The organism is Cytobacillus sp. MT66 (genome assembly GCF_058792595.1).
The window spans coordinates 148,968-174,293 of sequence record NZ_JBXAFB010000002.1 but is presented as its reverse complement, the minus strand read 5'-3'; the positions used below and the strand labels follow the sequence as shown (position 1 = coordinate 174,293).

28 protein-coding genes and 1 riboswitch are annotated in these 25,326 nt (G+C 39.5%); of the genes, 5 read left to right on the top strand and 23 right to left on the bottom strand.

All coding sequences use genetic code 11. The features are described 5' to 3' along the window. Positions 1-3 precede the first annotated feature (3 nt). The gene (locus AC1Q59_RS04085) at positions 4-978 is read left to right on the top strand and encodes an asparaginase (protein WP_492364513.1); all 975 of its coding nucleotides are present in this window, start codon (positions 4-6) and stop codon (positions 976-978) included. 21 nt (positions 979-999) lie between these two features. Here the strand turns inward: AC1Q59_RS04085 and AC1Q59_RS04080 are convergent, their stop codons facing one another. The 5 genes from AC1Q59_RS04080 to AC1Q59_RS04060 all read right to left on the bottom strand — a co-directional run bounded on the left by AC1Q59_RS04080 (position 1,000) and on the right by AC1Q59_RS04060 (position 6,140). Then, positions 1,000-1,974, bottom strand: a complete 975-nt coding sequence (locus tag AC1Q59_RS04080; protein WP_492364512.1) for a YpdA family putative bacillithiol disulfide reductase — start codon at positions 1,972-1,974, stop codon at positions 1,000-1,002. A 151-nt stretch (positions 1,975-2,125) separates the two neighbouring features. After that, positions 2,126-3,400: a Glu/Leu/Phe/Val family dehydrogenase gene (locus AC1Q59_RS04075; RefSeq protein WP_492364511.1), complete on the bottom strand. Its 1,275-nt coding sequence runs from the start codon at positions 3,398-3,400 to the stop codon at positions 2,126-2,128. Between the two features lie 505 nt (positions 3,401-3,905). Next, positions 3,906-4,487 (bottom strand): genetic competence negative regulator, encoded by a 582-nt coding sequence (locus tag AC1Q59_RS04070; RefSeq protein WP_492364510.1) that lies wholly within the window; start codon positions 4,485-4,487, stop codon positions 3,906-3,908. A 137-nt stretch (positions 4,488-4,624) separates the two neighbouring features. After that, positions 4,625-5,404: a metallophosphoesterase gene (locus AC1Q59_RS04065; RefSeq protein WP_492364509.1), complete on the bottom strand. Its 780-nt coding sequence runs from the start codon at positions 5,402-5,404 to the stop codon at positions 4,625-4,627. Between the two features lie 106 nt (positions 5,405-5,510). After that, positions 5,511-6,140, bottom strand: a complete 630-nt coding sequence (locus tag AC1Q59_RS04060) for a CBS domain-containing protein (RefSeq protein WP_492364508.1) — start codon at positions 6,138-6,140, stop codon at positions 5,511-5,513. 133 nt (positions 6,141-6,273) lie between these two features. On the opposite strand from AC1Q59_RS04060, the gene AC1Q59_RS04055 reads away from it, so the two are divergent. From AC1Q59_RS04055 to AC1Q59_RS04045, 3 genes are all read left to right on the top strand, one after another. Next, complete coding sequence (locus tag AC1Q59_RS04055; protein WP_492364507.1) at positions 6,274-6,504, top strand: spore coat associated protein CotJA; 231 nt, start codon at positions 6,274-6,276, stop codon at positions 6,502-6,504. After that, the gene (locus AC1Q59_RS04050; protein WP_492364506.1) at positions 6,501-6,764 is read left to right on the top strand and encodes a spore coat protein CotJB; all 264 of its coding nucleotides are present in this window, start codon (positions 6,501-6,503) and stop codon (positions 6,762-6,764) included. The genes AC1Q59_RS04055 and AC1Q59_RS04050 overlap by 4 nt, the downstream gene beginning before the upstream one ends. A gap of 101 nt (positions 6,765-6,865) precedes the next feature. Continuing rightward, positions 6,866-7,435: a manganese catalase family protein gene (locus AC1Q59_RS04045; RefSeq protein ID WP_492364505.1), complete on the top strand. Its 570-nt coding sequence runs from the start codon at positions 6,866-6,868 to the stop codon at positions 7,433-7,435. Positions 7,436-7,540: 105 nt separating this feature from the next. Here the strand turns inward: AC1Q59_RS04045 and AC1Q59_RS04040 are convergent, their stop codons facing one another. From AC1Q59_RS04040 to AC1Q59_RS04020, 5 genes are all read right to left on the bottom strand, one after another. Next, positions 7,541-7,999, bottom strand: a complete 459-nt coding sequence (locus AC1Q59_RS04040) for a YpbF family protein (protein WP_492364504.1) — start codon at positions 7,997-7,999, stop codon at positions 7,541-7,543. Positions 8,000-8,067: 68 nt separating this feature from the next. After that, complete coding sequence (locus AC1Q59_RS04035) at positions 8,068-8,730, bottom strand: LysM peptidoglycan-binding domain-containing protein (RefSeq protein WP_492364503.1); 663 nt, start codon at positions 8,728-8,730, stop codon at positions 8,068-8,070. A gap of 12 nt (positions 8,731-8,742) precedes the next feature. Beyond that, positions 8,743-9,321, bottom strand: a complete 579-nt coding sequence (locus tag AC1Q59_RS04030; protein ID WP_492364502.1) for a CPBP family intramembrane glutamic endopeptidase — start codon at positions 9,319-9,321, stop codon at positions 8,743-8,745. Positions 9,322-9,330: 9 nt separating this feature from the next. Then, positions 9,331-10,806 (bottom strand): RecQ family ATP-dependent DNA helicase, encoded by a 1,476-nt coding sequence (locus tag AC1Q59_RS04025; RefSeq protein WP_492364501.1) that lies wholly within the window; start codon positions 10,804-10,806, stop codon positions 9,331-9,333. Next, on the bottom strand, positions 10,803-11,861 hold the full coding sequence (locus AC1Q59_RS04020; RefSeq protein ID WP_492364500.1) for a YpbB family protein: 1,059 nt from the start codon (positions 11,859-11,861) through the stop codon (positions 10,803-10,805). The genes AC1Q59_RS04025 and AC1Q59_RS04020 overlap by 4 nt, the downstream gene beginning before the upstream one ends. 268 nt (positions 11,862-12,129) lie before the next feature. Between AC1Q59_RS04020 and AC1Q59_RS04015 the strand changes: the two genes are divergently transcribed. Continuing rightward, positions 12,130-12,378, top strand: coding sequence for a ferredoxin (locus AC1Q59_RS04015; RefSeq protein ID WP_492364499.1), 249 nt, complete (start codon positions 12,130-12,132; stop codon positions 12,376-12,378). Between the two features lie 76 nt (positions 12,379-12,454). Here the strand turns inward: AC1Q59_RS04015 and AC1Q59_RS04010 are convergent, their stop codons facing one another. The 13 genes from AC1Q59_RS04010 to AC1Q59_RS03950 form a co-directional block, all read right to left on the bottom strand. Further along, entirely contained in the window at positions 12,455-13,036 is a 582-nt protein-coding gene (locus AC1Q59_RS04010; protein ID WP_492364498.1) for an ECF transporter S component, read from the bottom strand. 165 nt (positions 13,037-13,201) lie between these two features. Then, a riboswitch (FMN riboswitch) is annotated at positions 13,202-13,376 on the bottom strand. 174 nt (positions 13,377-13,550) lie between these two features. Continuing rightward, positions 13,551-13,697, bottom strand: a complete 147-nt coding sequence (locus AC1Q59_RS04005) for a hypothetical protein (RefSeq protein WP_492364497.1) — start codon at positions 13,695-13,697, stop codon at positions 13,551-13,553. 123 nt (positions 13,698-13,820) lie between these two features. After that, positions 13,821-15,053, bottom strand: a complete 1,233-nt coding sequence (locus AC1Q59_RS04000) for a GerMN domain-containing protein (RefSeq protein WP_492364496.1) — start codon at positions 15,051-15,053, stop codon at positions 13,821-13,823. After that, positions 15,031-15,579, bottom strand: a complete 549-nt coding sequence (gene sigX, locus AC1Q59_RS03995) for an RNA polymerase sigma factor SigX (protein ID WP_492364495.1) — start codon at positions 15,577-15,579, stop codon at positions 15,031-15,033. Before sigX ends, AC1Q59_RS04000 begins: the two co-directional genes overlap by 23 nt. Before the next feature lie 245 nt (positions 15,580-15,824). Next, the gene (locus tag AC1Q59_RS03990) at positions 15,825-17,603 is read right to left on the bottom strand and encodes an ATP-binding protein (protein WP_492364494.1); all 1,779 of its coding nucleotides are present in this window, start codon (positions 17,601-17,603) and stop codon (positions 15,825-15,827) included. After that, a complete protein-coding gene (locus AC1Q59_RS03985; RefSeq protein ID WP_492364493.1) occupies positions 17,600-18,316 on the bottom strand; it encodes a response regulator transcription factor in 717 nt (238 codons plus the stop codon). Before AC1Q59_RS03985 ends, AC1Q59_RS03990 begins: the two co-directional genes overlap by 4 nt. Before the next feature lie 106 nt (positions 18,317-18,422). Next, positions 18,423-19,607, bottom strand: a complete 1,185-nt coding sequence (ccsB, locus tag AC1Q59_RS03980) for a c-type cytochrome biogenesis protein CcsB (RefSeq protein ID WP_492364492.1) — start codon at positions 19,605-19,607, stop codon at positions 18,423-18,425. 12 nt (positions 19,608-19,619) lie between these two features. Next, positions 19,620-21,248 (bottom strand): cytochrome c biogenesis protein ResB, encoded by a 1,629-nt coding sequence (resB, locus tag AC1Q59_RS03975; RefSeq protein ID WP_492364491.1) that lies wholly within the window; start codon positions 21,246-21,248, stop codon positions 19,620-19,622. A gap of 19 nt (positions 21,249-21,267) precedes the next feature. Further along, on the bottom strand, positions 21,268-21,795 hold the full coding sequence (gene resA / locus AC1Q59_RS03970; protein WP_492364490.1) for a thiol-disulfide oxidoreductase ResA: 528 nt from the start codon (positions 21,793-21,795) through the stop codon (positions 21,268-21,270). A 153-nt stretch (positions 21,796-21,948) separates the two neighbouring features. After that, positions 21,949-22,677 (bottom strand): 23S rRNA pseudouridine(2605) synthase RluB, encoded by a 729-nt coding sequence (gene rluB / locus AC1Q59_RS03965; protein ID WP_492364489.1) that lies wholly within the window; start codon positions 22,675-22,677, stop codon positions 21,949-21,951. A gap of 313 nt (positions 22,678-22,990) precedes the next feature. Further along, the gene (locus AC1Q59_RS03960; RefSeq protein ID WP_492364488.1) at positions 22,991-23,527 is read right to left on the bottom strand and encodes a spore maturation protein; all 537 of its coding nucleotides are present in this window, start codon (positions 23,525-23,527) and stop codon (positions 22,991-22,993) included. Between the two features lie 6 nt (positions 23,528-23,533). Further along, on the bottom strand, positions 23,534-24,121 hold the full coding sequence (locus AC1Q59_RS03955; RefSeq protein WP_492364487.1) for a nucleoside recognition domain-containing protein: 588 nt from the start codon (positions 24,119-24,121) through the stop codon (positions 23,534-23,536). Further along, complete coding sequence (locus AC1Q59_RS03950) at positions 24,114-25,268, bottom strand: D-alanyl-D-alanine carboxypeptidase family protein (protein WP_492364486.1); 1,155 nt, start codon at positions 25,266-25,268, stop codon at positions 24,114-24,116. The genes AC1Q59_RS03955 and AC1Q59_RS03950 overlap by 8 nt, the downstream gene beginning before the upstream one ends. Positions 25,269-25,326 lie beyond the last annotated feature (58 nt).

The following is a 25,326-nucleotide window of genomic DNA, read 5'->3' as shown; positions in this document are numbered from 1 at the left end:
GCAATGAATAAGAAAAAAATTCTTGTGATACATACAGGCGGCACCATTTCAATGGCAGAGGACCAAACAGGTTCTGTAAAGCCAACCGAAAGCAACCCTCTCTCAGAAAAGACAAAAGAATTATTTTCTCTAGCCCATTTGGTGGTGGAAGAACCATTTCATCTCCCTTCCCCGCATATTACGACCGTAGAAATGAATGTACTGAAGGAATTAATTGAAAGACATACCAAACAAAAGGAAATATCTGGTGTAGTTATTACGCATGGAACCGATACGCTGGAAGAGACTGCCTATTTCCTGCAGCTGACAACCAATGTGCAGCTGCCAATCGTTTTAACAGGAGCTATGCGGTCAAACAATGAAATCGGCTCCGATGGTTTGTACAATTTAATTTCCGCCATTCGCGTAGCTATTTGTGAGGATGCACGAAATAAAGGGGTTCTCGTCGTACTAAATGATGAGATACATACGGCAGAAAACGTAACAAAAACACATACCAGCAATGTTTCAACCTTCCAGAGCCCACAGTACGGACCGATTGGAATTGTGACGAAAAGGGGGGTCGTTTTCCACCATTTGCCAAAAAATAATGAATACTATCCTGTAAGTGATGTATTAAAGAAGGTCGCGCTGATTAAAGCTCATGCTGGAATGGACTCTGCTTTGCTCTATGCTATCAGGGACATGAGCTATCACGGTGTGGTAATCGAAGCTCTTGGAGCAGGCAATGTTCCGCCAGCAGCGGTGGATGGGATAAAAGCCTTAATTAATAGAAATATCCCGGTTGTCCTGGTATCCCGATGCTTCAACGGAATCGCCCAGGATGTATACAACTACGAGGGCGGCGGAAAACAGCTAAAAGATTTGGGGGTTATTTTCTCCAATGGGCTAAACGGTCAAAAGGCCCGGATTAAGCTTCTTATCGGCTTAGCCTATACAAAGAATATAAAAGAAATAGAAAAAATGTTTCAGATATAAACCAAAGAAATCGGCTAAAGCTCAGCCGATTTCTTTTTCCTTCTTAAGGATATGCGCTGCAATAAGCCCGCCATGGAAACGGCCGTTTTCAATGAAAATTTCATTGGCATTGTTGCCCGCTGCAATCACACCTGCTATATACATTCCTTCCTTATTCGTTTCCATTGTTTCACTGTCGAAAAGAGGTCTCCCCGTTTCAGCATCAATTTGAATACCCATCTCCTTTAAAAATTGATGGTTCGGGTGATAGCCTGTCATCGCGAAGACGAAGTCATTTTTTATTTCAATGGTTTGGCCATCTTTAGTGTAGATGATCTTATCTTCTAAAATTTCTTTTATATGAGCATTAAACTCCATTTTAATGATGTCTTTTCGGACCAAAGAATCAAAATCTGGAAGGATCCATGGCTTGATGCTTGGAGAATACTCGCTGCCCCTGTAGATGACAGTTACTCTAGCTCCAGCTCTTTCCAGCTCAAGAGCAGCATCCACGCTAGAGTTTTTCCCGCCAACCACAACCACGTCTTTATTAAAGTACGGATGGGCCTCCTTAAAGTAATGGAAGACCTTTGGGAGCTGTTCACCAGGAACATGCATATAATTAGGGTTATCATAATAGCCAGTTGCAATTATGACGTATGACGTTATGTATTGATCCTTATCTGTTGTCACAACAAAATCCTTTTCCTGTTTTTCAACCTTTAGAACAGTTTCATAGGCTTTGACATGGACATTTTTCCTTTTTACAACCTCACGATAATAGGTTAAAGCCTCAAGCCTTTTCGGTTTATACCCTATAGATATAAATGGAACTCCGCCTATTTCAAGCTTTTCGCTTGTGCTAAAAAAAGTTTGATGTGTGGGGTAATGGTAAATCGCATTGACGATATTTCCTTTTTCAATCACTACAGGACTTTTGCCAATTTCCTGCAAGGATATAGCAGCCGCGAGCCCGCATGGCCCTCCCCCAATAATTACGGCATCGATCCTTTTCATAACCGTTCACTTCCTTCAAATAATTCCTCTAAGGAGCTTTTTGACCTCTGCTCTAATCAGCTAGTATATTAATCGCATTAAACAAAAACACAGACTAAATAATAAAATCTCCCACCATTATGATAGGAGATTTTATTATAAGTTTCAAACTTTATACCCAGCCGCGGAATCTTGATGCTTCAGCCATTTTACGTACTCCGACCATGTAAGCGGCTAAACGCATATCAACCCGGCGGGATTGTGATGTCTCAAATATATTTTCAAAAGCTTTCACTAAAATCTTTTCAAGCTTTTCTTCTACTTCTTCTTCTGACCAATAGTAACCTTGGTTATTTTGTACCCATTCAAAATAAGAAACCGTTACACCGCCGGCTGATGCAAGCACATCAGGCACTAATAAAATGCCGCGTTCTGTCAGGATTTGGGTCGCTTCTAACGTTGTTGGGCCGTTTGCAGCCTCTACCACAATTTTTGCTTTAATATTATGGGCATTTTCATCGGTAATTTGGTTTTCTATTGCAGCAGGAACTAGAATATCGCAATCTAACTCCAAAAGTTCTTTATTGGAAATAGTATCGTTAAAAAGATTTGTTACAGTACCAAAGCTATCACGACGATCAAGCAAGTAATCAATATCTAACCCTTTTGGATCATATAGGGCTCCATAGGCATCCGAAATACCAATGACCTTCGCACCTGCATCATGAAGGAATTTAGACAGGAAGCTTCCAGCGTTTCCAAATCCCTGTACAACCACACGGGCACCTTTTAGTTCAATGCCTCTTTTCTTCGCTGCTTCTCTGATACAGATGGTCACACCCTTTGCCGTTGCAGATTCACGGCCATGTGAACCGCCTAATACTAGTGGTTTCCCGGTGATAAAGCCTGGTGAGTTAAACTCATCCATACGGCTGTATTCATCCATCATCCAAGCCATGATTTGCGAGTTTGTAAATACGTCCGGAGCAGGTATATCCTTTGTCGGACCGACAATCTGGCTAATTGCCCGAACATATCCGCGGCTTAACGCTTCTAATTCTCGAAATGACATGTTACGGGGATCGCAGATGATACCGCCTTTTCCTCCCCCATAAGGAAGATCAACAATTCCGCATTTTAAACTCATCCATATCGATAAAGCCTTTACTTCTTTTTCAGTTACATCTGGATGGAAACGAATACCACCTTTTGTTGGACCGACTGCATCATTGTGCTGGGCCCGGTAGCCAGTAAAGATTTTCACGGTTCCATCATCCATCCGAACTGGAATTTTGACAGTCATCATCCGAATTGGCTCTTTTAAAAGCTCATACATTTCTTCTGAATAACCCAGCTTTTCTAATGCTTTATGAATAACAGTCTGTGTTGACTTTAAGACGTCAAGTTTGTCCTCTTTAGCAGTATCAGCACCATTATTGGCTACCATTTGTAAACCTCCTAGTAAATCACTATCATTTGTTGTCCGCTTTCATGAAATAGTATACACTTTTGGGTAATTTATGCAAGATGAAAAAGGTTTTTCTGCTTTCATTTATCATGGTTATGTAAACGCTGCCACTACTGATATAGACGGCTTTTTCTTTCTTTATACTCCAGTTTGCATCACCATTCATAACCCCTATTCCACGAATAGATAAGGTCTAAACCTCCATTTTGTTTTTCCCTAAAAATAAGAAAACCATTTATTAAAAAGACTCTGTTAAACTTGGCCGTTGATTTCCGCTCCAGGCGCTTCGCTTTCCGGGGGGCATTTTGCGAGCCTCCTCGTCACATACGTTCCTGCGCACGTCTCACTTCAATGCTGATCCCCCAGGAGTCTACGCGCCTGCAGCGAAGATCAATTAAGTAGTTAAAGTCAACATATAGCTTTAACCCAGCCAATAAAAAAAGTGAAAAAGGAGGGCTGTTTAAGCCGCCCCTATTGTCATTATCTAAACAAAAAAATGCACCAGCTTTTCTACCGCGCAATCTTTCAATACCGCTTTTCCATATTCCTCAAGCACATGTATACTGATCATCGATGGCTGGCCAAATTCTCCTAGGATCGCTGTAAGTCTTTGTGATTCATCAGCTGAATGGCCTGCAAAATGAAAATAATATTTGTTTCCCATAGAATATAGACTGCCATTTTTAATACTTAAGTTTGCTAAACCTTTAGCAAGCTGGATGGCGTGTTCAAATTCCATCAGTTCGTAAAGTATTTCTTCATCGCGATTCATAATAACCTGCATTTCAATAAATCCATCCTCTTCCAGCAGGTCTTCATCCCCTTGTTCTTCCATGGTAACGATCATGATCATCCCCTGGGCGTGCATGGAAAAGATCTCAACGGCCACTGACCCGTGTATCTCCATCCCATACTCAATGCTTGCTTCTTCAAGCATATCATTAAAAAGCTGATGCCATTTCAAGGAATCTTTCCAGATATCCTCTTTCGTCAGGCCTCTCTCGGACAAATCATCTAAGCTTAAAAATATTTTAATTTTATTATAATTCAAACGTTCTAAGCGCATTTATTATGCCCCCTGCCGTGAAACCTTTCTTTTGTTCAGTCTATGATAGTTACAAAGGTTGGTGAGTCGTCCAGCCGCTAAAAAAGAAAAAGCGATGTTTGTAAATATACTTTGCCCTTATATAGGTGATTTACCCGTTATTGTTTCGTTATGGTAATTAAGTGTGTTTCAACCTTTGCTCCCAATCTAAATGGCAGGGCGGTTGTTCCATATCCATTACTCACCAGCAGCGTTGTCTGCGGCAGCTTCTTTACGGAGCCTTTTGGATATGGACTATATCCGAATAGATGAATCTGTCCTCCGTGGGTATGCCCGCATAGGACAAGCTGAATTTGGTGTTCCTTTTTCACACTGCTCACAATTTCCGGGCTGTGGCTGACTAAAACTTTAAAACCGTCCTCCCCAGCGTCTAAAAGGGCTAAATCAAGTCTTGCACGCTTTTGGCTAATGTCATCAATTCCTAATAAAATAAATTTATCTCCTTTGAGCGACTCGAACGTAACGGCTGTATTATCAAGGATTTTCACCCCATTATCAAGCAGCAGCACATCTAGGTGGTGATAATTTCCTTCATAATCATTGTTCCCCCAAACAAAAAAGACAGGACCCAGTGTCTTAAGTTTTGAGATATTGGCCTCCACTCTTTGCAGCGGTACCTTCCTTTCCATTAGGTCCCCGCCAATAATCACCATGTCTGGCTTCATCCCTTTTACTTCCTCTACTAGCTGATCAGAAATAACCCTTTTATGTATGTCGGAAATGAAAAAGATCTTCACTTCGCCAAAGCTTTCAGGAAAATCAGGAAACAACAGCTCATTTTGAATGACCCGATTGGCAAAAGCCTCTTTGACCATAAACAAAATAAGGAATATTCCAATGATCCCTAAAATGATGATAATTGTAAGTAAATAAATCATAATGCCTCCTGTCAATTCCTTTTACCAAAATCTTACCACAATCAAAATAAAAATCCCTCCCAATACATATGTATGAGAGGGCAGGAAATTGTCGTGGGGAATGTAATTAATCCTCTTTAACATCAAGGACACGAAATCCTGAGTTTTCAAGCTTTTGAATAAACTTATTAATATTATCTTTCTTTTCTATCTTCATAACGATTCTGCGGATGAGCTTATCTGTTTCATCAAAAGTAACGATCGAAATGATATGCTCATGAAATTGTTTGGCAATTTCAGATAGACGGGCAATCCTTCCTTCGGTTTCATGGGCAGTAAAGGCGATGCGTACACCTTTTTTATTCATTCCAAACGCTGATTGGAATTGTTCAAGGACGTCAAAACGGGTGACAATTCCCATAAACATTTGATTTTCATCCAGTACTGCCAGCAGCGGAAAATCCTTAAGGCTTAATAGTGTATTCTCGAATATTTCATTTCCGGTTAAATAGATATCCTTATGTGTAGCTATTTCACCTGATTTTATTTGCAGAAACTCCTCTTTCTTCATGCCTGATTCAAAAAAATACTCATAAATATTATACCTTGTAATAATTCCAAAATATTTCTCCCCATCTAATACGGGCAAACCATCAATTCCGTGTTCCTCCAATGTGTTCAATGCTTCTTGGACGGTCTGGTTCCTATCGATTGTCAGAGATAAATGCTTTGGCATCATGACGCTTTTTACAAACATGGTTATCACCCCAAAGTGTTAAGTTCCATTCCTTATTTTATTCGCCTATAGTCTAAAAAAAACCTGCAAATTCAAACATGAAATCAAAATTCAAGTCATAAGATTCAATGATATATATAAAAGGAGGGACAGCATGTTTACACTTTATAAAACTTACCATCCTTATATCAGCCCATTTGACCCTTGCAAGCCTATGACAACAAAAACCTACTCAACACCGCCAAATCTTTATATTGGCTTTCAGCCTCCCAATTTCCCTCAATTTTCACCAATGGAAGCGCTAAAGGCCGGAACCTTATGGAAGCCATTTTACGACCCCTACTATAATCCGTATGAGGTTGCGAAAGGAGAACCGACAGAATGAAAAAACAGCTTCCGGCGGAATATTATCAGCTTTTGGAGCAGCTTCAAGCTGTAGATTTTGTCCTGGTGGAATTAAACTTATACCTTGATACACATAATGGCGATCAGGAAGCAATAAAACAATATAATCACTATGTTGGGGAAGCAAAAAAATTAAGACACGCTATAGAAAGCAAATACGGCCCGCTTATGCATTTTGGACAAAGTTACGCAGGATACCCATGGAATTGGGACGATGCTCCATGGCCATGGCAAGTTTAACGAGATTTGCTGGCTAAGAACACAACGTCCTGCGGCAACGCGTAACTGGCCACTGAAGCTAGTTGTAATCTCTATGCAGAACAAAGGAGGGGCTGTACTAAATGTGGGTATATGAAAAAAAATTACAATATCCTGTACGCGTAAGTACATGTAATCCGATGCTGGCGAAGTTTCTTATTGAACAATACGGAGGAGCTGATGGGGAACTTGCTGCTGCCTTACGATACCTGAATCAAAGATATACGATTCCTGATAAAGTTATTGGGCTTCTTACAGATATTGGGACTGAAGAATTTGCCCATTTAGAGATGATAGCAACCATGGTTTATAAGTTGACAAAAGATGCTACACCAGAGCAAATGAAAGCAGCTGGTCTAGACGGTCATTATGCTAATCATGATAAGGCACTTTTTTACCATAATGCAGCAGGTGTTCCGTGGACGGCCACTTATATACAGGCTAAAGGTGACCCAATCGCAGATTTATATGAGGATATTGCCGCTGAGGAAAAAGCAAGAGCTACTTATCAATGGATCATTAACATGAGTGATGACCCAGACTTAAATGATGGTTTGCGTTTTCTGAGGGAACGGGAAATCATTCACTCGCAAAGATTTAGGGAAGCTGTAGAAATACTTAAAGAAGAGCGGGGAAAAAAGAGAATATTTTAAACATATGGCTTTGTTCAAGCTTAATGTTGATTTATATCTCAGTTGATTGGAACGGAAGGCGCGAAAATATAAAGAAAGAAGCAGAAACCAAACTCTCTGCTTCTTTTATTTATTCTCATGATATAAATTAATATCATAGTTAGACTTCATCATCTCAAACACAAGGTGGCGATTTTTCCACTGATCCTCTTGTTTCCATAAGTCTTTACTCTTATCAATAATCTCACAGCGGAGGGCATTGTATTCATTTTCAGCTTTATCCCGTTTCTTCTGCAAAAGATTCATAAACCCATACAAACCTACTGTGAAAACCAGATAATATAAATTTGCTGAATTATCGACATACGCGGAAAACATAGCGGCAAATGAATAAGAATACGGATCTAGCACCGTTTGATAGAGATAGTATAAATATAAAAATGCTGCAAACACAGTTGCCCACATAACAATTAAATGACGGAGTTTTAAATGTTCATATTTTCTTTTGCGTTCAACGACCTTTTGCAGCATCTGTCTCGTAGCCTGATCTGTTCGTTCGTCGAGCATAATAATATTTTGTTCCACATGGCCCCCTCCCTTCCATAATATAAATATGAGCCTGTACAGCCGTTTATGTCAGAAGGGGGTCTTATTTATTCCGCTGGAATGATCAGCACCTGTCCTGCTTGAATTTCATTATCTTTCAGATTGTTTGCTTTCCTTATTATTTCAATCCCTGATGGTGAATTAAAATAATTCATGGATATTCTAAAGATTGTCTCATTGGGCTTAACCGTATGGTAGACAATCTTACCTTTTTTAGGTTCTTTCTTCTCTTCCTCTTCCGGAGCTGAACTTTTATCTGTATCATTGACTACTTCCGGCTTTTGCGGTACAGGGATATGGGTCTCTATTTCCTTCTCTATTTCTTTCGCTTTTTCAGCTTCTGCAGCTGATTCATTTTCAGAAGGAACTTCCCTTTCTTCTATTATAGTTGCTTTATCCCCTTTGCCATCATCATAGCCAACGGTTTCAAAACCAGATTGATTATTTGATACTTTTTGCGACCCGCCGATTTTTCCTGAGTTTATATAATACATACTAAATATAGTAATCGGCAGCAGGATAAAAAATAATGCCAGCAGGCGGATTATAGGGTATTTTACCCTAAATTTATTTTTCTTTCTTTTCTTATGATGAAGCCGGCTTCTTGGCGGCAGGTCCTCTAATTCGGGTACCTGTTCCTCTTCCTGATTCTTTGCTATTTTCTTTCTAAGACGTTCAGCCTGGTCTCTGTAAGGATCTTCTCTGTTCATGGGAATCCCTTCCTAGTTCTTTTTGCGAATTTTGATCGTGACACCAAGTAAAAAATCAATGATAAAGTGCATAAAGATGGTCACTAGCAAATTATTGGTCAGCAGGAATATATAACCAATAAAAAAGCTTAAAAGTACCACATTGATAAATAAAAACCAATTAAATAAATAGCGGTAATGCACAACGGCAAAAATCAAACTTGAAATAATCAGACCTATATGTGTCTGGATAACCCCTCGGAATAAACTTTCCTCAACAATCGCTATGATGGCAGAAATGAAAGCAATCTGAATAACAGACTTATTTTTAAAAATTCTTTCATTTAATCCGCCGTCATCATAAAATGATGATGGCAGAACCTTCATAAAGAATAGATCAAGAAAAACAACTGCTAGCCCAGCGGTTCCTCCAACCGACACAATTTGCCAATTCCAGGTAAATAAACCGACAAATTCCGCCATGCTATTAAATAATATCATACCTAAAATAACAGAAATCGTTAATAGGATTATTTGCGTTAAAAATAGGTGAAAAGTTAATTCTTTATCAGAAAGCCCCTTAATTAGGTCAGCATACTCTTCTTTTTTCATTTTTTTCTCTCACTCATTTAATAATAAAATTTTCAGCTGTTCTTTCCAATCATAGGAATGATGTAAGAAAGCCTCATTATTTTCTGATATAAAAAACTGGGTGATATCAATCCCGCAGCAATCACAGCAATCCGCTTGCACCTTATTCATAACTTCCTTAAAATAGCTTAGGATGTTACTTCTGCGGCATTGATCAGACTGGATCCATTTATACATATCAAAGATTTTGTTCTTTTTTATTTCCGAACGGTTTTTAACAAAAACCGCTAATTCATCAAAATGGTCAGGTCCCATTTCTTCAATATAACCCTCAATCATTCTCCACTGGGTTTCTGTCAACCCTGCAAAAGACCTAATTTGATTTTCATATTCTGATAACTTATCACTAAGCGGATATTCCTTAAAAAAGGAATGAATTCTATCTAACTGCGCTTGATCCGGCAGCTCGCCTTCAGCAATCTGAAAGGCAAGCTGTTCATCTCCAGGACAATATAAAAGTATAGCGATGCTTTTCTTTCCATCTCTTCCAGCACGTCCAATTTCCTGTAAATACGATTCAAGCTGAAGCGGCATATGAAAATGAATCACATATCTGATATTCTCTTTATTAATCCCCATTCCAAATGCACTTGTTGCACAGATAAGGTCTAGCTGGCCGTTCAAAAATTGCTGCTGAATTAATATTCTGCTTTCCTGTTCCATGCCGCCGTGATAGGCCATTACCCTTCCTATGCCTTTTTCCTTTAAGTGATGAGCCATTTGCTCCGATAATTTCTTGCTGGAAAAATAAATAATTCCTGGCCCCTGTAGACTTTTCACAAGATGAACAAGCCGTTCAATCTTATCCTTTTGTGAATGGAGCTTTTCCACAGTTAGAGAAATATTCGGCCGATCGACTGAATAAATAAATTCCTTCCATTCAGATAAATGCAAGGAGCGAATGATATCCTCTTTTGCCTCAGGTGTCGCAGTAGCAGTTAAAACAAGGGTTAAAGGGGATCCCAGCTGTTCTCTAACCTCTCCAAGCTTAAGATAGTCAGGCCTGAAATCATAGCCCCATTGTGAGATACAATGGGCTTCGTCAATAACAAATAATGATATATCGAGCTCCATAAGCCTTTTGGTTATTCCCTCCAACCGGAGCATTTCAGGTGATAAAAAAATAAATTTATATTTCTCAAGATTCGTAATGGCCTCTGCCTTTTCTTCGCGTGTCAAAAAGGAATTAAAGGCGATTACACGTTTTTCCCCATTCATGACCATCTGTTCCGCTTGATCCTGCATTAATGACAATAACGGAGAAATAATAATGACATGTCCTGAAAGCATGTACCCTGCCAACTGATAGCACAGAGATTTCCCTGTTCCAGTCGGGAGCATGGCAATCGTATGATTGCCTTCCAAAACGGAACTTATCACTTCCTTTTGCCCTGGCCGAAAAGATGTCAATTGAAAATGATGTTTTAGCGCTTGTTCCAGCATCATTTTTGATCACCTTCCTTTGCCAGGACTAAACGAATTTCAAAGTAGGCTGCATCAGGAACTAATTGCCTAATATGCTTTAATTGCTTAGTTGCCAATGTTTTTGCTGCCTGTGCGATCGTCTGCTGTTTTTTCTCGCCAACAAATGGAGAAATATCAAAACCATCATAGTTAATAGCAATTTCAACAATATGGTCTTCAATGGTGCTTTTTTTCAAACGGCGGATTCGAACGATCTCTTCTAATTGAAACCCTTGTTTTAATAAAGCAAAAGTTTTCGTTGCTGATTGAGTTAACGGCATCCATTGATTCTGTTGGGCAGCAAGGCGAAATAAAAGCGGATATTTTTTATTCTCTGCAGAAACCACATCTAAAATATAATGAAGCATGCCTAGGAATTGGACGTGGTAAGCATGGATATCCATGTTTAATGTCTCAGAAGCCTGACTGGAGGTTAACCCTGCCTTTTGATAGCCTGACAATCTTAAAACGAGTATCGAAGGATCACCATCCTTAATTCCTTTTAGACAGTCAAGAAGCTCATTATATAGCCCTTTACCAAGCTCGATGCGATTTAGCCGTGTTTCCAGCAGATAGGCTTTTACCCATTGCTGAAGCTCTCTCTCTTTTCGAATAGGGATATATCTTGTATCATGATTGATTAACTGTGAAATTACTTGTATTAAAAGGGAAAGCCTTGACCAAAATAATGGAGCTAATTGGTTATATTTCCACCCGTCTAATGCTTGCGGAATAGGAAATTCCTTGAAAAATTCGTTAAGTTCCTTTTTTCCAATTGGTGTTAGATGAAAATTCTGATCTGATTCTTTTTGAAGCAGACGGCTGTTTTGCAGATCACAAACCGTTTTTTCAAGGTCAGCCCTTATTAAGCGCGGAAAGCAGCCAAAAAGATGCTTTAATGCAAAAAGATGGGCATCCTGAATCGTTTGTGCTGACTTTTTCCCATTCAAGAGATGAAGAACAGAATAAATGGTACGCTGCCCATTAATTTTATATAAACAATATAAAACTATCATATTTAAATATGAATTTCTCATAGATTGACAATCACTTCCATACAAACGAAATTTGTATTCTCATTCATTTTATCATGAACGAAGAAATCATAACCTTTTATTTGTCACATTCTAAGGAATAATAATAAAAGGGGATTTAATTTCAAGAAAAAACCTTGCTTTGATAAGCATTATCTGTGCTTTTTCTATTGAAAAGTTACTGTTTCAGTCTTACAATAGGGATGAGGAATACGTTTTTATAAAATACAGATAAAAAATTTGTTTTTAAAAAACTGGGAGGTTTGTTTTCATGGCAAAGTATACAATTGTGGATAAAGATACATGCATTGCTTGCGGTGCATGCGGAGCTGCTGCACCTGATATTTATGATTATGATGATGAAGGTATTGCATTCGTAACATTAGATGATAACCAAGGAATTATTGAAATTCCTGATGTTTTAATAGATGATATGATGGATGCTTTTGAAGGCTGTCCAACAGATTCCATTAAAGTTGCTGACGAATCATTTGATGGCGATCCATTAAAGTTTGAATAGTCGATAATAGGGTCAGGATTCCTGGCCTTTTTTTTACAGCAAAAAAGCGACGGTGCAGGCCGTCGCTTTTTATATTTTATGCATTTCTTAATGCAGTTTGTTTTTGGATCCATGTGCTCATGCGAGTAAATAAAAGCATGAATACAATCGTGATAATAAAGCCTTTAACTATATTAAACGGCAGGATACCTGTAACAATCATCGTACGCATCTCAGGTGAAGACATAGCAGGCATATTAAGGAACCATGTATAAGCCGGCAAAATAATGATGTAATTCAATACACTCATGACGATTGCCATAATCATTGTTCCTGCGATTAAACCGAATGTCATGCCTTTTTTTGTTTTTAGTTTATTGTATACATAATAAGTTGGCAGAACAAACAGCACACCGGCAATAAAGTTTGAGATATGACCGACAGGTACTCCCGTTGCACTTCCTGTCATAAAATAATCCAAAACATTTTTAATTAATTCCACTAGGATTCCAGCCGCAGGGCCAAAGATTAACGCTGCAATCAATGCAGGCACATCGCTAAAGTCAATCATTAAAAATTGCGGAAACGGCGGAATTGGGAAATTTAGCAGCATTAAAATATACGATATACTGCTCAGCATTCCAATGGCTACTAATGCTTTAATACTAAATCGTTTCAACTTTCCTCTCTCCTTATTAGGACTATCTCTCCTATAGAAGAAAGGTTCAGCAGATTTTTACCAGAGCAAAATAAAACCCCCAAAGCTAATAACTTTGAGGGAGATAGATTACAAAGGCTTGTCAAATAAACGTTCAAACCTGCATTTTTTGAACGCCTGCAGAACCTCCATCTTCTCCCATCCAGACTGTACTGTCGGCTTTGGAATCGCACCAAATCCTGCCCAAGCTTAGAAATCAAATAAATTTCTGTTTGAATTCTAAGATTATGCGGGCTCGCGGGCTTAGAGTTATAATCTCATCACCGCCGGTCGGGAATTTCACCCTGCCCCGAAGATAGACCATATTTAATTTTTTCAGAAGAAATGAATATAAATTCTCCATTTCTATCTTACTTTTATTATACTTAAAAAGAAACAAATATGAAAGCAAAATATACCTTTGATAAAAGTTATCATTTTTCACTATACAAAAAAAGACTCTTGTCCATCTTTTTGGCCAAAAGTCTTTTTTTGGTTATTCGGTTGGGTTTTGATTATTTGCCAGCTCAGCAGCCTCTTTTGTATCAGAATAATCCGATTGGGCTGTTCCCCCTATAAATAGGAGGCTGACACAAATCCCAATCATTCCCGCGATTAAAAACCTTTTCATGTAATCCAGCATAGCTTTTTATGTCCTCCTACAATTCATTCCCTTCCTACCCTATGAAAGCTTGTACCCTTTTAGAACGGCAAAAAGGAAAAAGACGAACCCATTTGATTCGTCTTTTTAAAAATATTGATTCGTTTACTGCGGCAGGCTGAATTTGTTGGCAGCTACAGGTACCTTTAATTCCTGATTTAAATCAAACCTGCCAATTTTGTCAATATTTGTATTTTCTAACTTCACAAACTCATAATCAAATTCCTTCGCCGTCAATAAAATCGCTTCGATGGTATAAATAGCCGATTGGTTACCATCGATTGCCGCTCCTTTTTCAAAGCGAATCGTCAGTTCTTTATCCTTTTTGTTCTCTTCAGTTTCAAAGCTTAGCTCTTCAGGAATGGAAGCAGCTAGTTTGGCTTCCTCTCGATCCTTTTTCATCTCTGTAAAAGCTTCTGTAATCGAATTTTGTCTTTCACCAAAAGGAACAATATAGGGCTTTGAATTATTTGACTGGTCCGTGTAATAGAAATAATAGGCATGATTTCCAGGCTGATCTTCCGGTTCAAAATGGTCAACATAGCCATAATGGCTGAATTCAATGCCAGGCTTCCCATCAGTCATAAGATTGATTTGTTTAATATCCAATGTTGTCATCACATTTGCCAGAGCTTTATTCAATAATCTTTCTGTTGTAGTTGACAAACTGTATGAATGATCAGCAGGAACATCAACAGTTAAAATTCTATTTTCTTCATCAAGCAGTAATTTTGCATTTAACGGATAATACTCACTCAAACCCAAATCCTTTTCAGATATGACACTCATATATTCTTTAAATAATTCAAATTTCGAGCGTTTATCATCATTTGAAACAACCAGGCTCACAGGTACTAAATTTTGTACATCCACATCAGGAATAGCATAAGTCAGGACTTCTTTTCCTATCGTGTCTTCCTCATAAACGGCAGTTGTTTGATCTATGGCTTCCACTGACATGATTTGGTTTTTTTCATTTCCCTTTTCATCAAGCGGTTCTTTTGTTTGAAATTGTTCAGCACTAAAACTGTCTTGTTTATGCTCTGGAATCGCTGACCTTTCCATTACGATTTCATTGCTTCCTGATGATTTGTCTGCCATTTGCTTAGCATTTTCCTCAGAGGCATCCCAAGGCATAAGTCCAGGGGCAAGTATAAAAAATAAGAGTAAAGCACAGGCTGCTGCAGCTGATGGCATGATCCAATTTCTAGTCTTACGCTTATTCATTCTTATGGTTATATTTTGATAAATATCTTCTGGATCACGGGAATCTTTTACTTTTGGCATTTGCCTTAATAATTCCTCTAAATCCTTATCACTCCACTCTGATTTTTTCACTTTCAACCCCCTCCTTTCTTTGCATTTCTTCTAAATGGGCTTTTAAAACCTTCAAAGCCCGATGCTGAGTTGTCTTTACCTTGCTTTCTGTCCATTTCAGCGCTTCGGCTGTTTCGGAAATGGACAGCTCATGGATATACCTCATTAAAATAACTAGCCGCTGATCAATCGTACATAGATCAAGGCATCTGTAGATATGCTGAATTTCTTCCTTCTGCATGGCTATTTCTTCAGGTAATCGGCCTTCATCTTTTATTTCTCCCTTTGACCAATCAAATTTTTCCATTATCCGCTGTTTCCAGCCCTTTTGCTTGCGAAAATGATCAATAGCTACATTCCTTGCGATTGAAAATAACCAAGTCTTTTCACTGCTTTTTCCTTCAAACTTGCTATAAGCCTTTAAAACCCTTATATAAACCTCTTGCACAAGATCTTCTGCAAGCTCTTTGTTTTTGACCATATAAAAGAGAAATTGAAACACATCATGGTGGTATTTTTTATATAGTTCATCAAAAACGGAGTCCATCGTTTCCCCTCCCCGTTCAGTTTATTAGTCGAATAATTTTATGTAAAAGTTACACCGGGACACGGGGACAGGCACCCTGTCCTTAGGACAAGGTGCCTGTCCCCGTGTCCGTGTTCTTTGACCTATTATACTTTTTTTCACCATAAAAAAGGAAGGATTTTATAACTAAATCCTTCCTTTCTACTATTTCACTTTTCGCTAATATGTTCCTTGTGAATCAAGAACAATCGTCAATCTCTACTATATTAATCTATATTTCGCGGAATAAAGAAGGTGAATGTCGTTCCTTGTCCAATCTTGCTTTGAACAGATATTTCGCCTTTATGGGCTTGAATAATGTTTTTGGCAATTGCAAGTCCCAGCCCTGTTCCAGAACGGCCCCTTGTCCTTGCTTTATCTGCCTTATAAAAACGTTCAAAGACAAATGGCAAATCTTCCTCAGGGATGCCTGTACCAGAATCTGTTATGCGAATAATTAATCCTTTTTCATTCATATATTCAGAAATGATCACGCTGCCTGATTCAGGTGTATGGCGAATGGCATTATCAATTAAATTAGTCAACACCTGTTCGATTGCATCAGGATCAAAGTCGACTGTAATCTCCTCTTCCTGAATGTTGAGCTGAAGGTCAATGTCTTTTTCACTGGCAAGATTCTGAAATTTTCGGGCGATCCTTCTTAAGAATGGCTGAATTTCAACTTCTTCTAAATTCACTTGGACGTGCCCTGCTTCCATTCTGGCAAGGTCTAACAGTTCATTGACCAGTCTGCCCATCCTTAGTGATTCATCATAAATGATTTTAGCCATCTCTCTTTTTTCCTCGTCAGTAGAGGCAATATCGTCAACAATAGCTTCACTATATCCTTGCATCATTGAAATAGGTGTCCTTAGTTCATGAGAGACATTAGCAATAAAGTCCTGCCTTAGCTTATCTAGCTGTCTTTCGTCTGTCATATCCCGGATAACCGCCACCGCTCCACGTATATATTGGTTATTATAAAGCGGACTGATAATCATTACCCAGAATCTCCCTTGTATAGAGATTTCTCCAATTTGTTCTTTTTCCGTGGCTACTGCTAATTTAAGAAGTTCCATCATTCTTGTTGGAACAGTCTCCGAACGATTCACATCCCCGTGCTCATAATACCAATAATTTAAGAAACGCTCGGCTGGCGGGTTTGTGATCATTATGGCACCATCTTTATTAAAGGTGATAACTCCATCAGCCATGGCGCTGAGGATGTTGGAAAGCTGTTCTTTCTCCTGCTGCAGCGCATTCATATTAAATTTCAGCTGTTTTCCCATTTGATTAAACGCAAGCGCCAATTCCCCAATTTCGTCCTGTGAAGGGAACGGCACCTTCGTATCAAACTTGCCTCGTGCAACCTCGAAAGCAGCTTCGCGCATTTTTCTCAGCGGTGCTGTTATACGAGTAGACAGGAAGAAGGCAAAAATGGTTGTTAATATAATCGCTACTCCTGCCGCAAGAAAGATATATTTTGTAGTTGTACGGGTTGTTTCCTCTACAACATCAAGAGATTGGTAAATAAAGACGCCCCCATGTTCGTGAGTACTATTTTTCAGGGGTGCACCAATCAATAATATTTTTTTCTCCTTGCCTAAGGCATTATCACTATCAGGCAAGGAAAGCATTTTGCTTACTGTTTCATCCAGCGAGAAAACCTTCTTCAGGTCATTATCCTCTCTCAGATAGGATAAAGGGAGCGTAAATTCCTGGCTCTGATGAGGAGAAAAATGATATTCCTTTTCGTTTTCTATAATGACAATTTTCGTGCTGCTGTCTAAAAGTTCCCATGAAATCTCAAGCCCAACATCCTTTTCATGTTCGTCAAGGGTAGTGGCAATTTTTTGCGCTGTAGTGGTCAGGCCCTTTTCCATCTCATTAATATGGTAGTTTTGAAAAAACTCCAGCAGCATAATAGTCAGGATAAATAAAACAAACGATACAAGAAGAAGAATTGTTATCCATAGCTTACCTACTACACTCCGCCAGAACATCATTCATTGATAACCTCGAACTTATAGCCGACACCCCAGACTGTCACAATCATTTTGGCTGCCAGTTCTGATACTTTGTTAAGCTTCTCACGCAAGCGTTTTACATGTGTATCAACTGTCCTTAGGTCGCCGAAGAACTCATAATGCCAAACTTCCTTCAGCAGCTGTTCACGGTCGAACACCTTATCTGGCGCTTTAGCTAAGAAATAAAGCAATTCGTATTCTTTCGGCGTTAAGCCAACTTCCTTGCCATCCGCTAATACGCGATGGGCGTCATTATCAATAGTTAAGTGCGGGAATACAATGACATCCTTGGCGGTAGTTTCTGTTTGGATATAGGATGTTTTTGAAGCTCTTCTTAATAATGCCTTTACTCTAAGAACAACTTCTCTTGGGCTAAAAGGCTTTACAATATAGTCATCTGTGCCAACTTCAAAGCCTTGTACTCTGTTAACTTCCTCGCCTTTGGCTGTAAGCATGATAACAGGTGTAGCTTTTTTCTCTCTTAATTCCCGGCAAACTTCGATGCCATCTTTTCCAGGCATCATAAGATCAAGAAGGATGACATCATAATCGTTTTCTAATGCTTTTGTTAACGCTTCATTCCCGTCTTGAGCCTCTTCGATTTGATAGTTTTCTCTTTCTAAGTACATTTTTAGCAAACGGCGTATTCTTTCTTCATCATCAACAACTAAAATTTTAACCTCATTTTCCATATCCTTTTTCCCCCCAAAAAGTTAATGAAATTTTAAAAAAGAAGCCTCCACTAAAGGAGTGAAGGCTTCTATTTAGGTTTTTGGCTCTTATCCGATTGATCAGGTGCTAGCCTGCATAAGAGTGGAGCCCGGCAAGGATTAAGTTGACTGCTACCAGGTTAAACATTATGATAGCAAACCCGATTACCGCAAGCCAGGCTGATTTTTCTCCATGCCAGCCTTTTGATAGACGCAAGTGCAAAAAGGCAGCATAAAATAAAAACGTAATAAGCGCCCAAACTTCTTTTGGATCCCAGCCCCAGAATCGCGTCCATGCGATTTGTGCCCATATCATAGCAAAAATCAAAGCACCAAGGGTGAAAATTGGGAAACCAATTAAAACGGAACGATAACCTATTTCGTCCACAAGATCCAGGCTGATTTTCTTAACAAGCGGCTGAATAGCTGCGCCGATCCGTTTACGAAGAATCAATCGTATCAGTGCGTATAAAATCGATCCAACGATAAATGACCAAATCACTGTATTCAATTTTTTTGCATTGATGATTGCAGGCATTTCAACAAGCGGATCGAACTTGCCTTCTGTCAGGAGTTCACCCTTATGAGGGCCTGTGAGTGCAGGCATGTTATATTCGACTTTAACTTGCTGATCACCTTTATCTATCCAATTAAATTCTGCTTTGTAGTCCATCGTTGAGAAAACAGACGATATTATAATAAAACCAAGTGTGACAACTAACCCGTACATAACGGCTTCAAGCCAAAAAGTGCGCTTGCTTGGTTTAGTTTGATCAATATCTTTAACCAAATAAAGAACTCCTGCAGCAAAGCTGACAGCTAAAACAGCCTGGCCGATTGCTGCTGTTGTAACGTGTATATACAGCCACTCGCTTTGCAACGCCGGGATTAGCGGCGAAATGTCATTAGGAAACATGCTTGCAAACGCAATTAACAAAAGGGCCACCGGCATTGTAAAGACTCCAAGAAACGGTGTTTGATAAATAAAATAAATGACAATAAAAGCACCTACAAGGGACATTCCAAAAAAGGTTGTAAATTCAAACATATTGCTGACAGGCGCATGTCCGCCTGCAATCCAGCGAGTGATAAAATAACCGAGCTGTGATGCAAATCCAATAAGTGTAATTAATATAGCAAGCTTTCCCCATTTATTTGGGCCTGCTTCCTTGCTTTTGGCTCTTTTATCTTTAATTGCCCCTGCAAAAAGCACGGTTGCAGCCAAATAAAGAAAGAATGCTGCATGCAATAAATTTTGACTGAGACTAACCACCAAGGTTCCTCCTTATTTCTCTTGTTTTTCTTGAACTTGGTCAACGGGCTCGTTTATCCCTGTTCCTTCTAATACTCCGCCGATTTCCCGCTTCAGCCCATGCCAGTTTTTATTGGTATGGCCAGCAACCCAGACCTCGTTATTCACTCGGCGAATCCAGATTCTGCGGTGATTCCAATAGGCTCCTTGGATAACTCCGATCATAAAGACTAGTCCGCCTAAAGCAATAATCCAAAGGGTTAAATCCTTGCGAACTGTTAAACCAGAGACGTTTTTCGTTTCAATACCCTTGAATGCCATTTTATATGTATTATCTCCGAATGGCTCGATCGTCTGCTTTATGGCTACGAAGCTAACCTCTCCATCTGGCTTATCAGGAGTATTCATTTTAAAAACAAAGGCTGGATTATTAGGAATTCTTGATTTTGTCACCGGTTCGCCATTTTCATCGAATTCAAAATCAGGAAAATAGCTGACGATTTCTACGGAATATCCATTGCCAAGATCAAATTTTTCCTTTGGATCGTACAAATCAACCGTGACGGTTCCAAACTCTTGATTCGTTTGTTTTTCAGAAAGAGCAAAAGTCATTTTATTTAACTCATCTAATTTATAGGTTGATTGATATAGAGCAAAGTTTTCAAATTTTAAAGGCTCATTGACGCGAATCGGAAAATCCTTGACCTTTTCCAGTTCCGGTTTTTCTCCAGGAACCGTATCGCCTTTTTTCTTGTAAAGGGTTACATTGGACTGATAATTTTTCGCTACCATACCTGCACGGTCAATGGCATCTCCGAAAACCTCATTATCTTTATCTTTATCATAAACTTCCAGTATAAACCTATTACTTTTCAAATAATATTCTCCGTCAGTCTCAGGAATCACTTTTGTCTCGCCTTCACGGACCCATAATACCTTATCAACATACATACCAGGAACAAATCGCAGCATGCCTCCAATTAAAAAGATAATCAATCCAACATGGTTTACATAAGGGCCCCATCTAGAGAATCTCCCTTTTTCAGCGAGAATATTGCCATCTTCTTCGCGAACATGGTATCTTTTCGCTTTCAGCTTTTCTTTGACTTTCTCGTAGGAGTCTTCGAGTTTATCTCCCTGTGAAACCCCAAACAAACGCTGGCGCTGCAAAAATCCTTCATGCCTAGTTACCCTCTGGACCTTCAATGCACGGTATAGAGGTACAACACGGTCAAGACTGCAAATAATAAGCGAAACTCCGATGGAGGCAATTAAGATTAAATACCACCATGAGCTGTAAAGATTATGAAAGCCAAGCTGATAATAAAGCTTACCAAAAAATCCGTACTGATCTTCATAATATTCGCTGGCAGGCATGAGCGGCGGAATATACATTTCCTGAGGAAATATTGTGCCAATGGCTGAAGCAACCAGTGTAACAACAATAAGCCAGACACCAACCTTAACCGACGAAAAGAAATTCCATATTTTATCTACAATCGTCTTATTATAGGTTTGGGACCGGCGGGCACTCCCTTCATACCGCATGTCTATAAGCTTCTTATCTTTTTCTGACTCCTCTAGAATCTTTCCGCATGACTCACAAAAAATCGTTCCATGCGGGTTTACATGCCCGCATTCACATTTTACATTTTTAAGCATGATAAAAACTCCCTGTAACCTATGGTTTAACTGACTCCATTAGGTCTTTAATCATTTCCTCTGTCAGCTGTCCAGTATGATATTTAACCACTTTACCATCCTTATCGATCATAAATGTGGCTGGAAGCGGATTAATGCCATAGGCTGTTTGCACCTGTCCGTCCTTGTCGATCACAATTGGGAAGGAAAGTCCTCCAAGACGGTCAGCAAATTTATTAACAGCAAGCTCTGAATCCCCTACATTAACTGCTAGAACCTGGACACCCTCGTCTTTAAATTGCTGATATTGGTTATCCATATAAGGCATTTCCTTTTCACACGGTTTACACCATGTACCCCAGAAATTCAGAAAAACACCTTGTCCTTTGTAGTCTGAGAGCCGATGCTGTTCCCCGTTCATATCAACTAATGCAAAATCTGGAGCAGTCTCACCCACTGCAACTTTTTTAACATCGTCCTTTGTAAAGTTAGCATATAAAGTGTAGGCAACAGCTGCAATTAATACAGTAAGAATAACTGTCCTCATCACTAGACGCTTTTTCTTCATGTTATTGTTCCCCTTTTCCTTTATTTGGAGCATGAACCCTGCACCTTTTGATCCATATTTCCAAACAGTCCGACACCATTATAGCACTGATCAGCCTATGATTAATGTTTACATCATGAAGGAAGTATGACTTTTCTATGAAATTTCTCTTATTTACCGTTCACTTTGCTGTGCCAGCGCCCTAAGCTGCTTGACTTCATGGGCAGTCAGTTCTCTGGCATCACCTGCTGTTAGTCCTTGAAGGGTTAAAAAGCCGTACCGTTCACGTTTTAGCTTCATCACCTGGTGACCGATCGCCTCAAACATTCTTCTTACCTGACGGTTACGCCCCTCGTGGATGACCAGTTCAACAATGGCTGTTTGTTTCTTTTTGTCAATGGAAAGCACTTTCGTTTTGGCTGGTGCTGTTTTCCCATCCTCAAGACGAATGCCCCGTTCAAGGCTTTTTAGCTTTTCTCTGGTCGGTATTCCTTTGACCTTAGCAACGTAGACTTTTTCGATCTCACTTTTCGGATGCATAAGAAGATTGGCGAATTCGCCGTCATTTGTTAACAGAAGAAGACCTGATGTTTCATAGTCCAAACGGCCAATAGGATACACTCTTTGTTCAATAGAATGAAAGAAATCCGTTACAACCTTTCTTCCTTTATCGTCCGATACACTTGAGATGACACCTCTTGGTTTATATAAAAGAAAATATACTGGTTCTTCTCTTTCTACTGGTATGCCATCCACTTCTACCCGGTCGGAGCCTGAAACCTTCACACCGAGCTCTTTTACGACTTTTCCATTTACTTTTACATGACCTTCTAGGATCATCTGTTCTGCTTTTCTGCGCGAGGCAAACCCAGCGTGTGCGATTACCTTTTGTAATCTTTCCATTTATTTCACTCCAAAACGATTAATATAAGGATTATACCTAATTCTTTCCTAATGAATTATGACATAAATCATCGTTTTTTCAAAGTAAGCAGATTTTATTGCGAAAAATAAAAAAAAGACACCTAGTTTATAGGCGTCTTTTAAACCGTTGATTTCCGCTCCGGGTGCTTCGCTTTGTGCGGGCGGTCCGGAAGCCTCCTCGTCGCTCCGCTCCTGCGGGGTCTCCCCTGGACACGCTCCTCCCGCAGGAGTCTTCGCACCCTGCGCTCCAATCAACTTGGCTATCAGATTTACATTAATTTTTGTTACCCTTTTACAAACTCCCAAATACAAGCGTTACAATAACTACAGCGGCGATCATGCCTACGAGGTCTGCTAGTAAGCCGACTTTAAGGGCATCGCCCATTTTGCGGATACCGACAGCACCAAAGTATACTGTTAAAACATAAAATGTCGTGTCTGTGCTCCCCTGCATGACTGAGGCAAGCCTGCCAATAAACGAATCGGGCCCATGAACCGCAATTAAATCACTTGTCATCCCAAGGGCTGCTGTTCCGGAGATTGGACGGATGATAGCTAGCGGAAACACATCTGGCGGTACTTTGATTGCCTCTAACAAGGGACCAATGTATAGCATTAAAAATTCAAGTGCTCCAGATGCCCGGAAAACCGAAATGGCAACGAGCATTCCCACAAGAAAAGGAATGATCTGGACTGCTATTTTAATTCCCTCTTTTCCTCCATCTACAAAACTTTCATAAGTCGGTACTTTTTTAATTGTTCCGTATACGAGAATAAACCCAATAAAAATCGGAATAAACCAAAGCGAGATCAAAGATATGATTTGCATGCGGACTCATCCTTTTCTGCTTCTTCTATAATAAAAATACCGATCTATTAATATAGCCCCCATAGTAGCACATAAAGAAGCGATGATCGTCGGCCCGACAATTTCTGTTGGGGAGGCCGAATTATACGTCATGCGTATGGCAATGACTGTAGTTGGGATGAGCGTAATGCTTGATGTGTTAATGGCAAGAAAGGTAATCATCGATCTAGTTGCTTCATTTTTACCGCCATTTAAGTTTCTTAATTCCTCCATTGCCTTAATGCCTAAAGGTGTTGCTGCATTGCCTAGGCCAAACATGTTAGCCATCATATTGGATAATATATATCCCATGGCAGGGTGGTCATTGGGCACTTCAGGAAAAAGCCTTTTAACAATCGGTTTAAATAAAAATGACAGTTTTTTTAATAGACCCGCATTTTCGGCTATTTTCATAATTCCTAGCCAAAAAACGAGAACACTGATCAGCCCGATACAAAGGGTGACCGCATCTGAGGCCCCTTTAAAAATGGCCTCATTCACCTTATCCATTGTCCCATTAATCATGGCAAAAATAATTCCGATTACTGTCAATGCAACCCAAATAATATTAACCATTTGTTTTCACACCAACTATCGCAAGAAATATATTTCTAAAAAACTCAAAAAAAGACTTCTTATCCTCTTTTTGTACCTGTCTAAAATAAATAGGCATGTCCTTTACCCTTTTATCATCAAAGTAGACGGTTGCCTTTCCAACAATTTCAGGTACCCCTCTGTTGCCTTCCCACTCTTCACTAGGCTTTTGCAGTTTAAATTCAACATGAAAATTTTCTTTTTCTTTTGAGGTTGCCGGATAAGCAAATCCATGCTTTAAATAGACCTTCTTCTTGTAAAAATCATCGGTAACCTCCTTGATTGTGCCTTCCGAAAGAACCTCAACTAATTGATAAGTTTTAAAGCCCCTCTCAAACATTTGGATATGGTCATTCCAGTCATCTGGCGCATTTAATGTTACCGCAATTAGGTCAAGTTCTCCTTTTGTTGCTGTTGAAACTAGGGTCCGCTTCGCTCTTTTGGTAAATCCCGTTTTTCCGCCGGTGCTTTTCTCATATAATTCTGTCAGAAGTCTGTTTTTGTTGGTCCATTTACGATCCCAGCTCTCTGTTGGGTTTGGTGCTCTGTGAACCTTTGTCCCGGAAATTTCACGAAAATCTTCATTATTCATTGCATATCGGGTTAGGAGGGCCATATCATAAGCGGTGGAGTAATGGTTTTCATGATCATCAAGACCGTGGGGATTGGCAAACTCCGTGCTTTTCATGCCGATTTCTTCGGCCTTTTGATTCATCATGTAAACAAAGCCCTCAAGACTCCCGCCAACATGCTCGGCAATGGCAACAGCCGCATCATTTCCCGACCTCAGCATAAGACCATACACCAAATCGCGAAGCTTGATCTTTTCTCCAGGCTTTAGATAAATGGAGGAGCCTTCCGTTCGCACGGCATTTTCACTTACCTTAACCATCTCGTCCATTTTTCCGGACTCAATGGCTATGATGGCTGTCATAATTTTTGTAATGCTGGCGATTCTTTTTGGCTTGTACGCATCTTTTTCAAATAACACCCTGCCTGTGCTCTGTTCCATTAAAATGGCACTTTGTGCACTAACAGTAAGAGAAGCATTTGCCTTTTTTGGCGGAATCATTACAAGCAAGATTGTTGCAATCAGGGGGAAGATCACTAGCTTGTTCCATTTTTTCATTGCACAAAACCTCATCCCTTTTCCAAAGCTTTAAGCCGCTAATGCCGCTTAACAAATT

Coding starts and splice junctions, on each gene's coding strand:
- AC1Q59_RS04085 (WP_492364513.1), top strand. CDS start 4: ATGAATAAGAAAAAAATTCTTGTGATACATACAGGCGGCACCATTTCA.
- AC1Q59_RS04080 (WP_492364512.1), bottom strand. CDS start 1,974: ATGAAAAGGATCGATGCCGTAATTATTGGGGGAGGGCCATGCGGGCTC.
- AC1Q59_RS04075 (WP_492364511.1), bottom strand. CDS start 3,400: ATGGTAGCCAATAATGGTGCTGATACTGCTAAAGAGGACAAACTTGAC.
- AC1Q59_RS04070 (WP_492364510.1), bottom strand. CDS start 4,487: ATGCGCTTAGAACGTTTGAATTATAATAAAATTAAAATATTTTTAAGC.
- AC1Q59_RS04065 (WP_492364509.1), bottom strand. CDS start 5,404: ATGATTTATTTACTTACAATTATCATCATTTTAGGGATCATTGGAATA.
- AC1Q59_RS04060 (WP_492364508.1), bottom strand. CDS start 6,140: ATGTTTGTAAAAAGCGTCATGATGCCAAAGCATTTATCTCTGACAATC.
- AC1Q59_RS04055 (WP_492364507.1), top strand. CDS start 6,274: ATGTTTACACTTTATAAAACTTACCATCCTTATATCAGCCCATTTGAC.
- AC1Q59_RS04050 (WP_492364506.1), top strand. CDS start 6,501: ATGAAAAAACAGCTTCCGGCGGAATATTATCAGCTTTTGGAGCAGCTT.
- AC1Q59_RS04045 (WP_492364505.1), top strand. CDS start 6,866: ATGTGGGTATATGAAAAAAAATTACAATATCCTGTACGCGTAAGTACA.
- AC1Q59_RS04035 (WP_492364503.1), bottom strand. CDS start 8,730: ATGAACAGAGAAGATCCTTACAGAGACCAGGCTGAACGTCTTAGAAAG.
- AC1Q59_RS04030 (WP_492364502.1), bottom strand. CDS start 9,321: ATGAAAAAAGAAGAGTATGCTGACCTAATTAAGGGGCTTTCTGATAAA.
- AC1Q59_RS04025 (WP_492364501.1), bottom strand. CDS start 10,806: ATGATGCTGGAACAAGCGCTAAAACATCATTTTCAATTGACATCTTTT.
- AC1Q59_RS04020 (WP_492364500.1), bottom strand. CDS start 11,861: ATGAGAAATTCATATTTAAATATGATAGTTTTATATTGTTTATATAAA.
- AC1Q59_RS04015 (WP_492364499.1), top strand. CDS start 12,130: ATGGCAAAGTATACAATTGTGGATAAAGATACATGCATTGCTTGCGGT.
- AC1Q59_RS04005 (WP_492364497.1), bottom strand. CDS start 13,697: ATGCTGGATTACATGAAAAGGTTTTTAATCGCGGGAATGATTGGGATT.
- sigX (WP_492364495.1), bottom strand. CDS start 15,579: ATGGACTCCGTTTTTGATGAACTATATAAAAAATACCACCATGATGTG.
- AC1Q59_RS03990 (WP_492364494.1), bottom strand. CDS start 17,603: ATGATGTTCTGGCGGAGTGTAGTAGGTAAGCTATGGATAACAATTCTT.
- AC1Q59_RS03985 (WP_492364493.1), bottom strand. CDS start 18,316: ATGGAAAATGAGGTTAAAATTTTAGTTGTTGATGATGAAGAAAGAATA.
- resB (WP_492364491.1), bottom strand. CDS start 21,248: ATGCTTAAAAATGTAAAATGTGAATGCGGGCATGTAAACCCGCATGGA.
- resA (WP_492364490.1), bottom strand. CDS start 21,795: ATGAAGAAAAAGCGTCTAGTGATGAGGACAGTTATTCTTACTGTATTA.
- rluB (WP_492364489.1), bottom strand. CDS start 22,677: ATGGAAAGATTACAAAAGGTAATCGCACACGCTGGGTTTGCCTCGCGC.
- AC1Q59_RS03960 (WP_492364488.1), bottom strand. CDS start 23,527: ATGCAAATCATATCTTTGATCTCGCTTTGGTTTATTCCGATTTTTATT.
- AC1Q59_RS03955 (WP_492364487.1), bottom strand. CDS start 24,121: ATGGTTAATATTATTTGGGTTGCATTGACAGTAATCGGAATTATTTTT.
- AC1Q59_RS03950 (WP_492364486.1), bottom strand. CDS start 25,268: ATGAAAAAATGGAACAAGCTAGTGATCTTCCCCCTGATTGCAACAATC.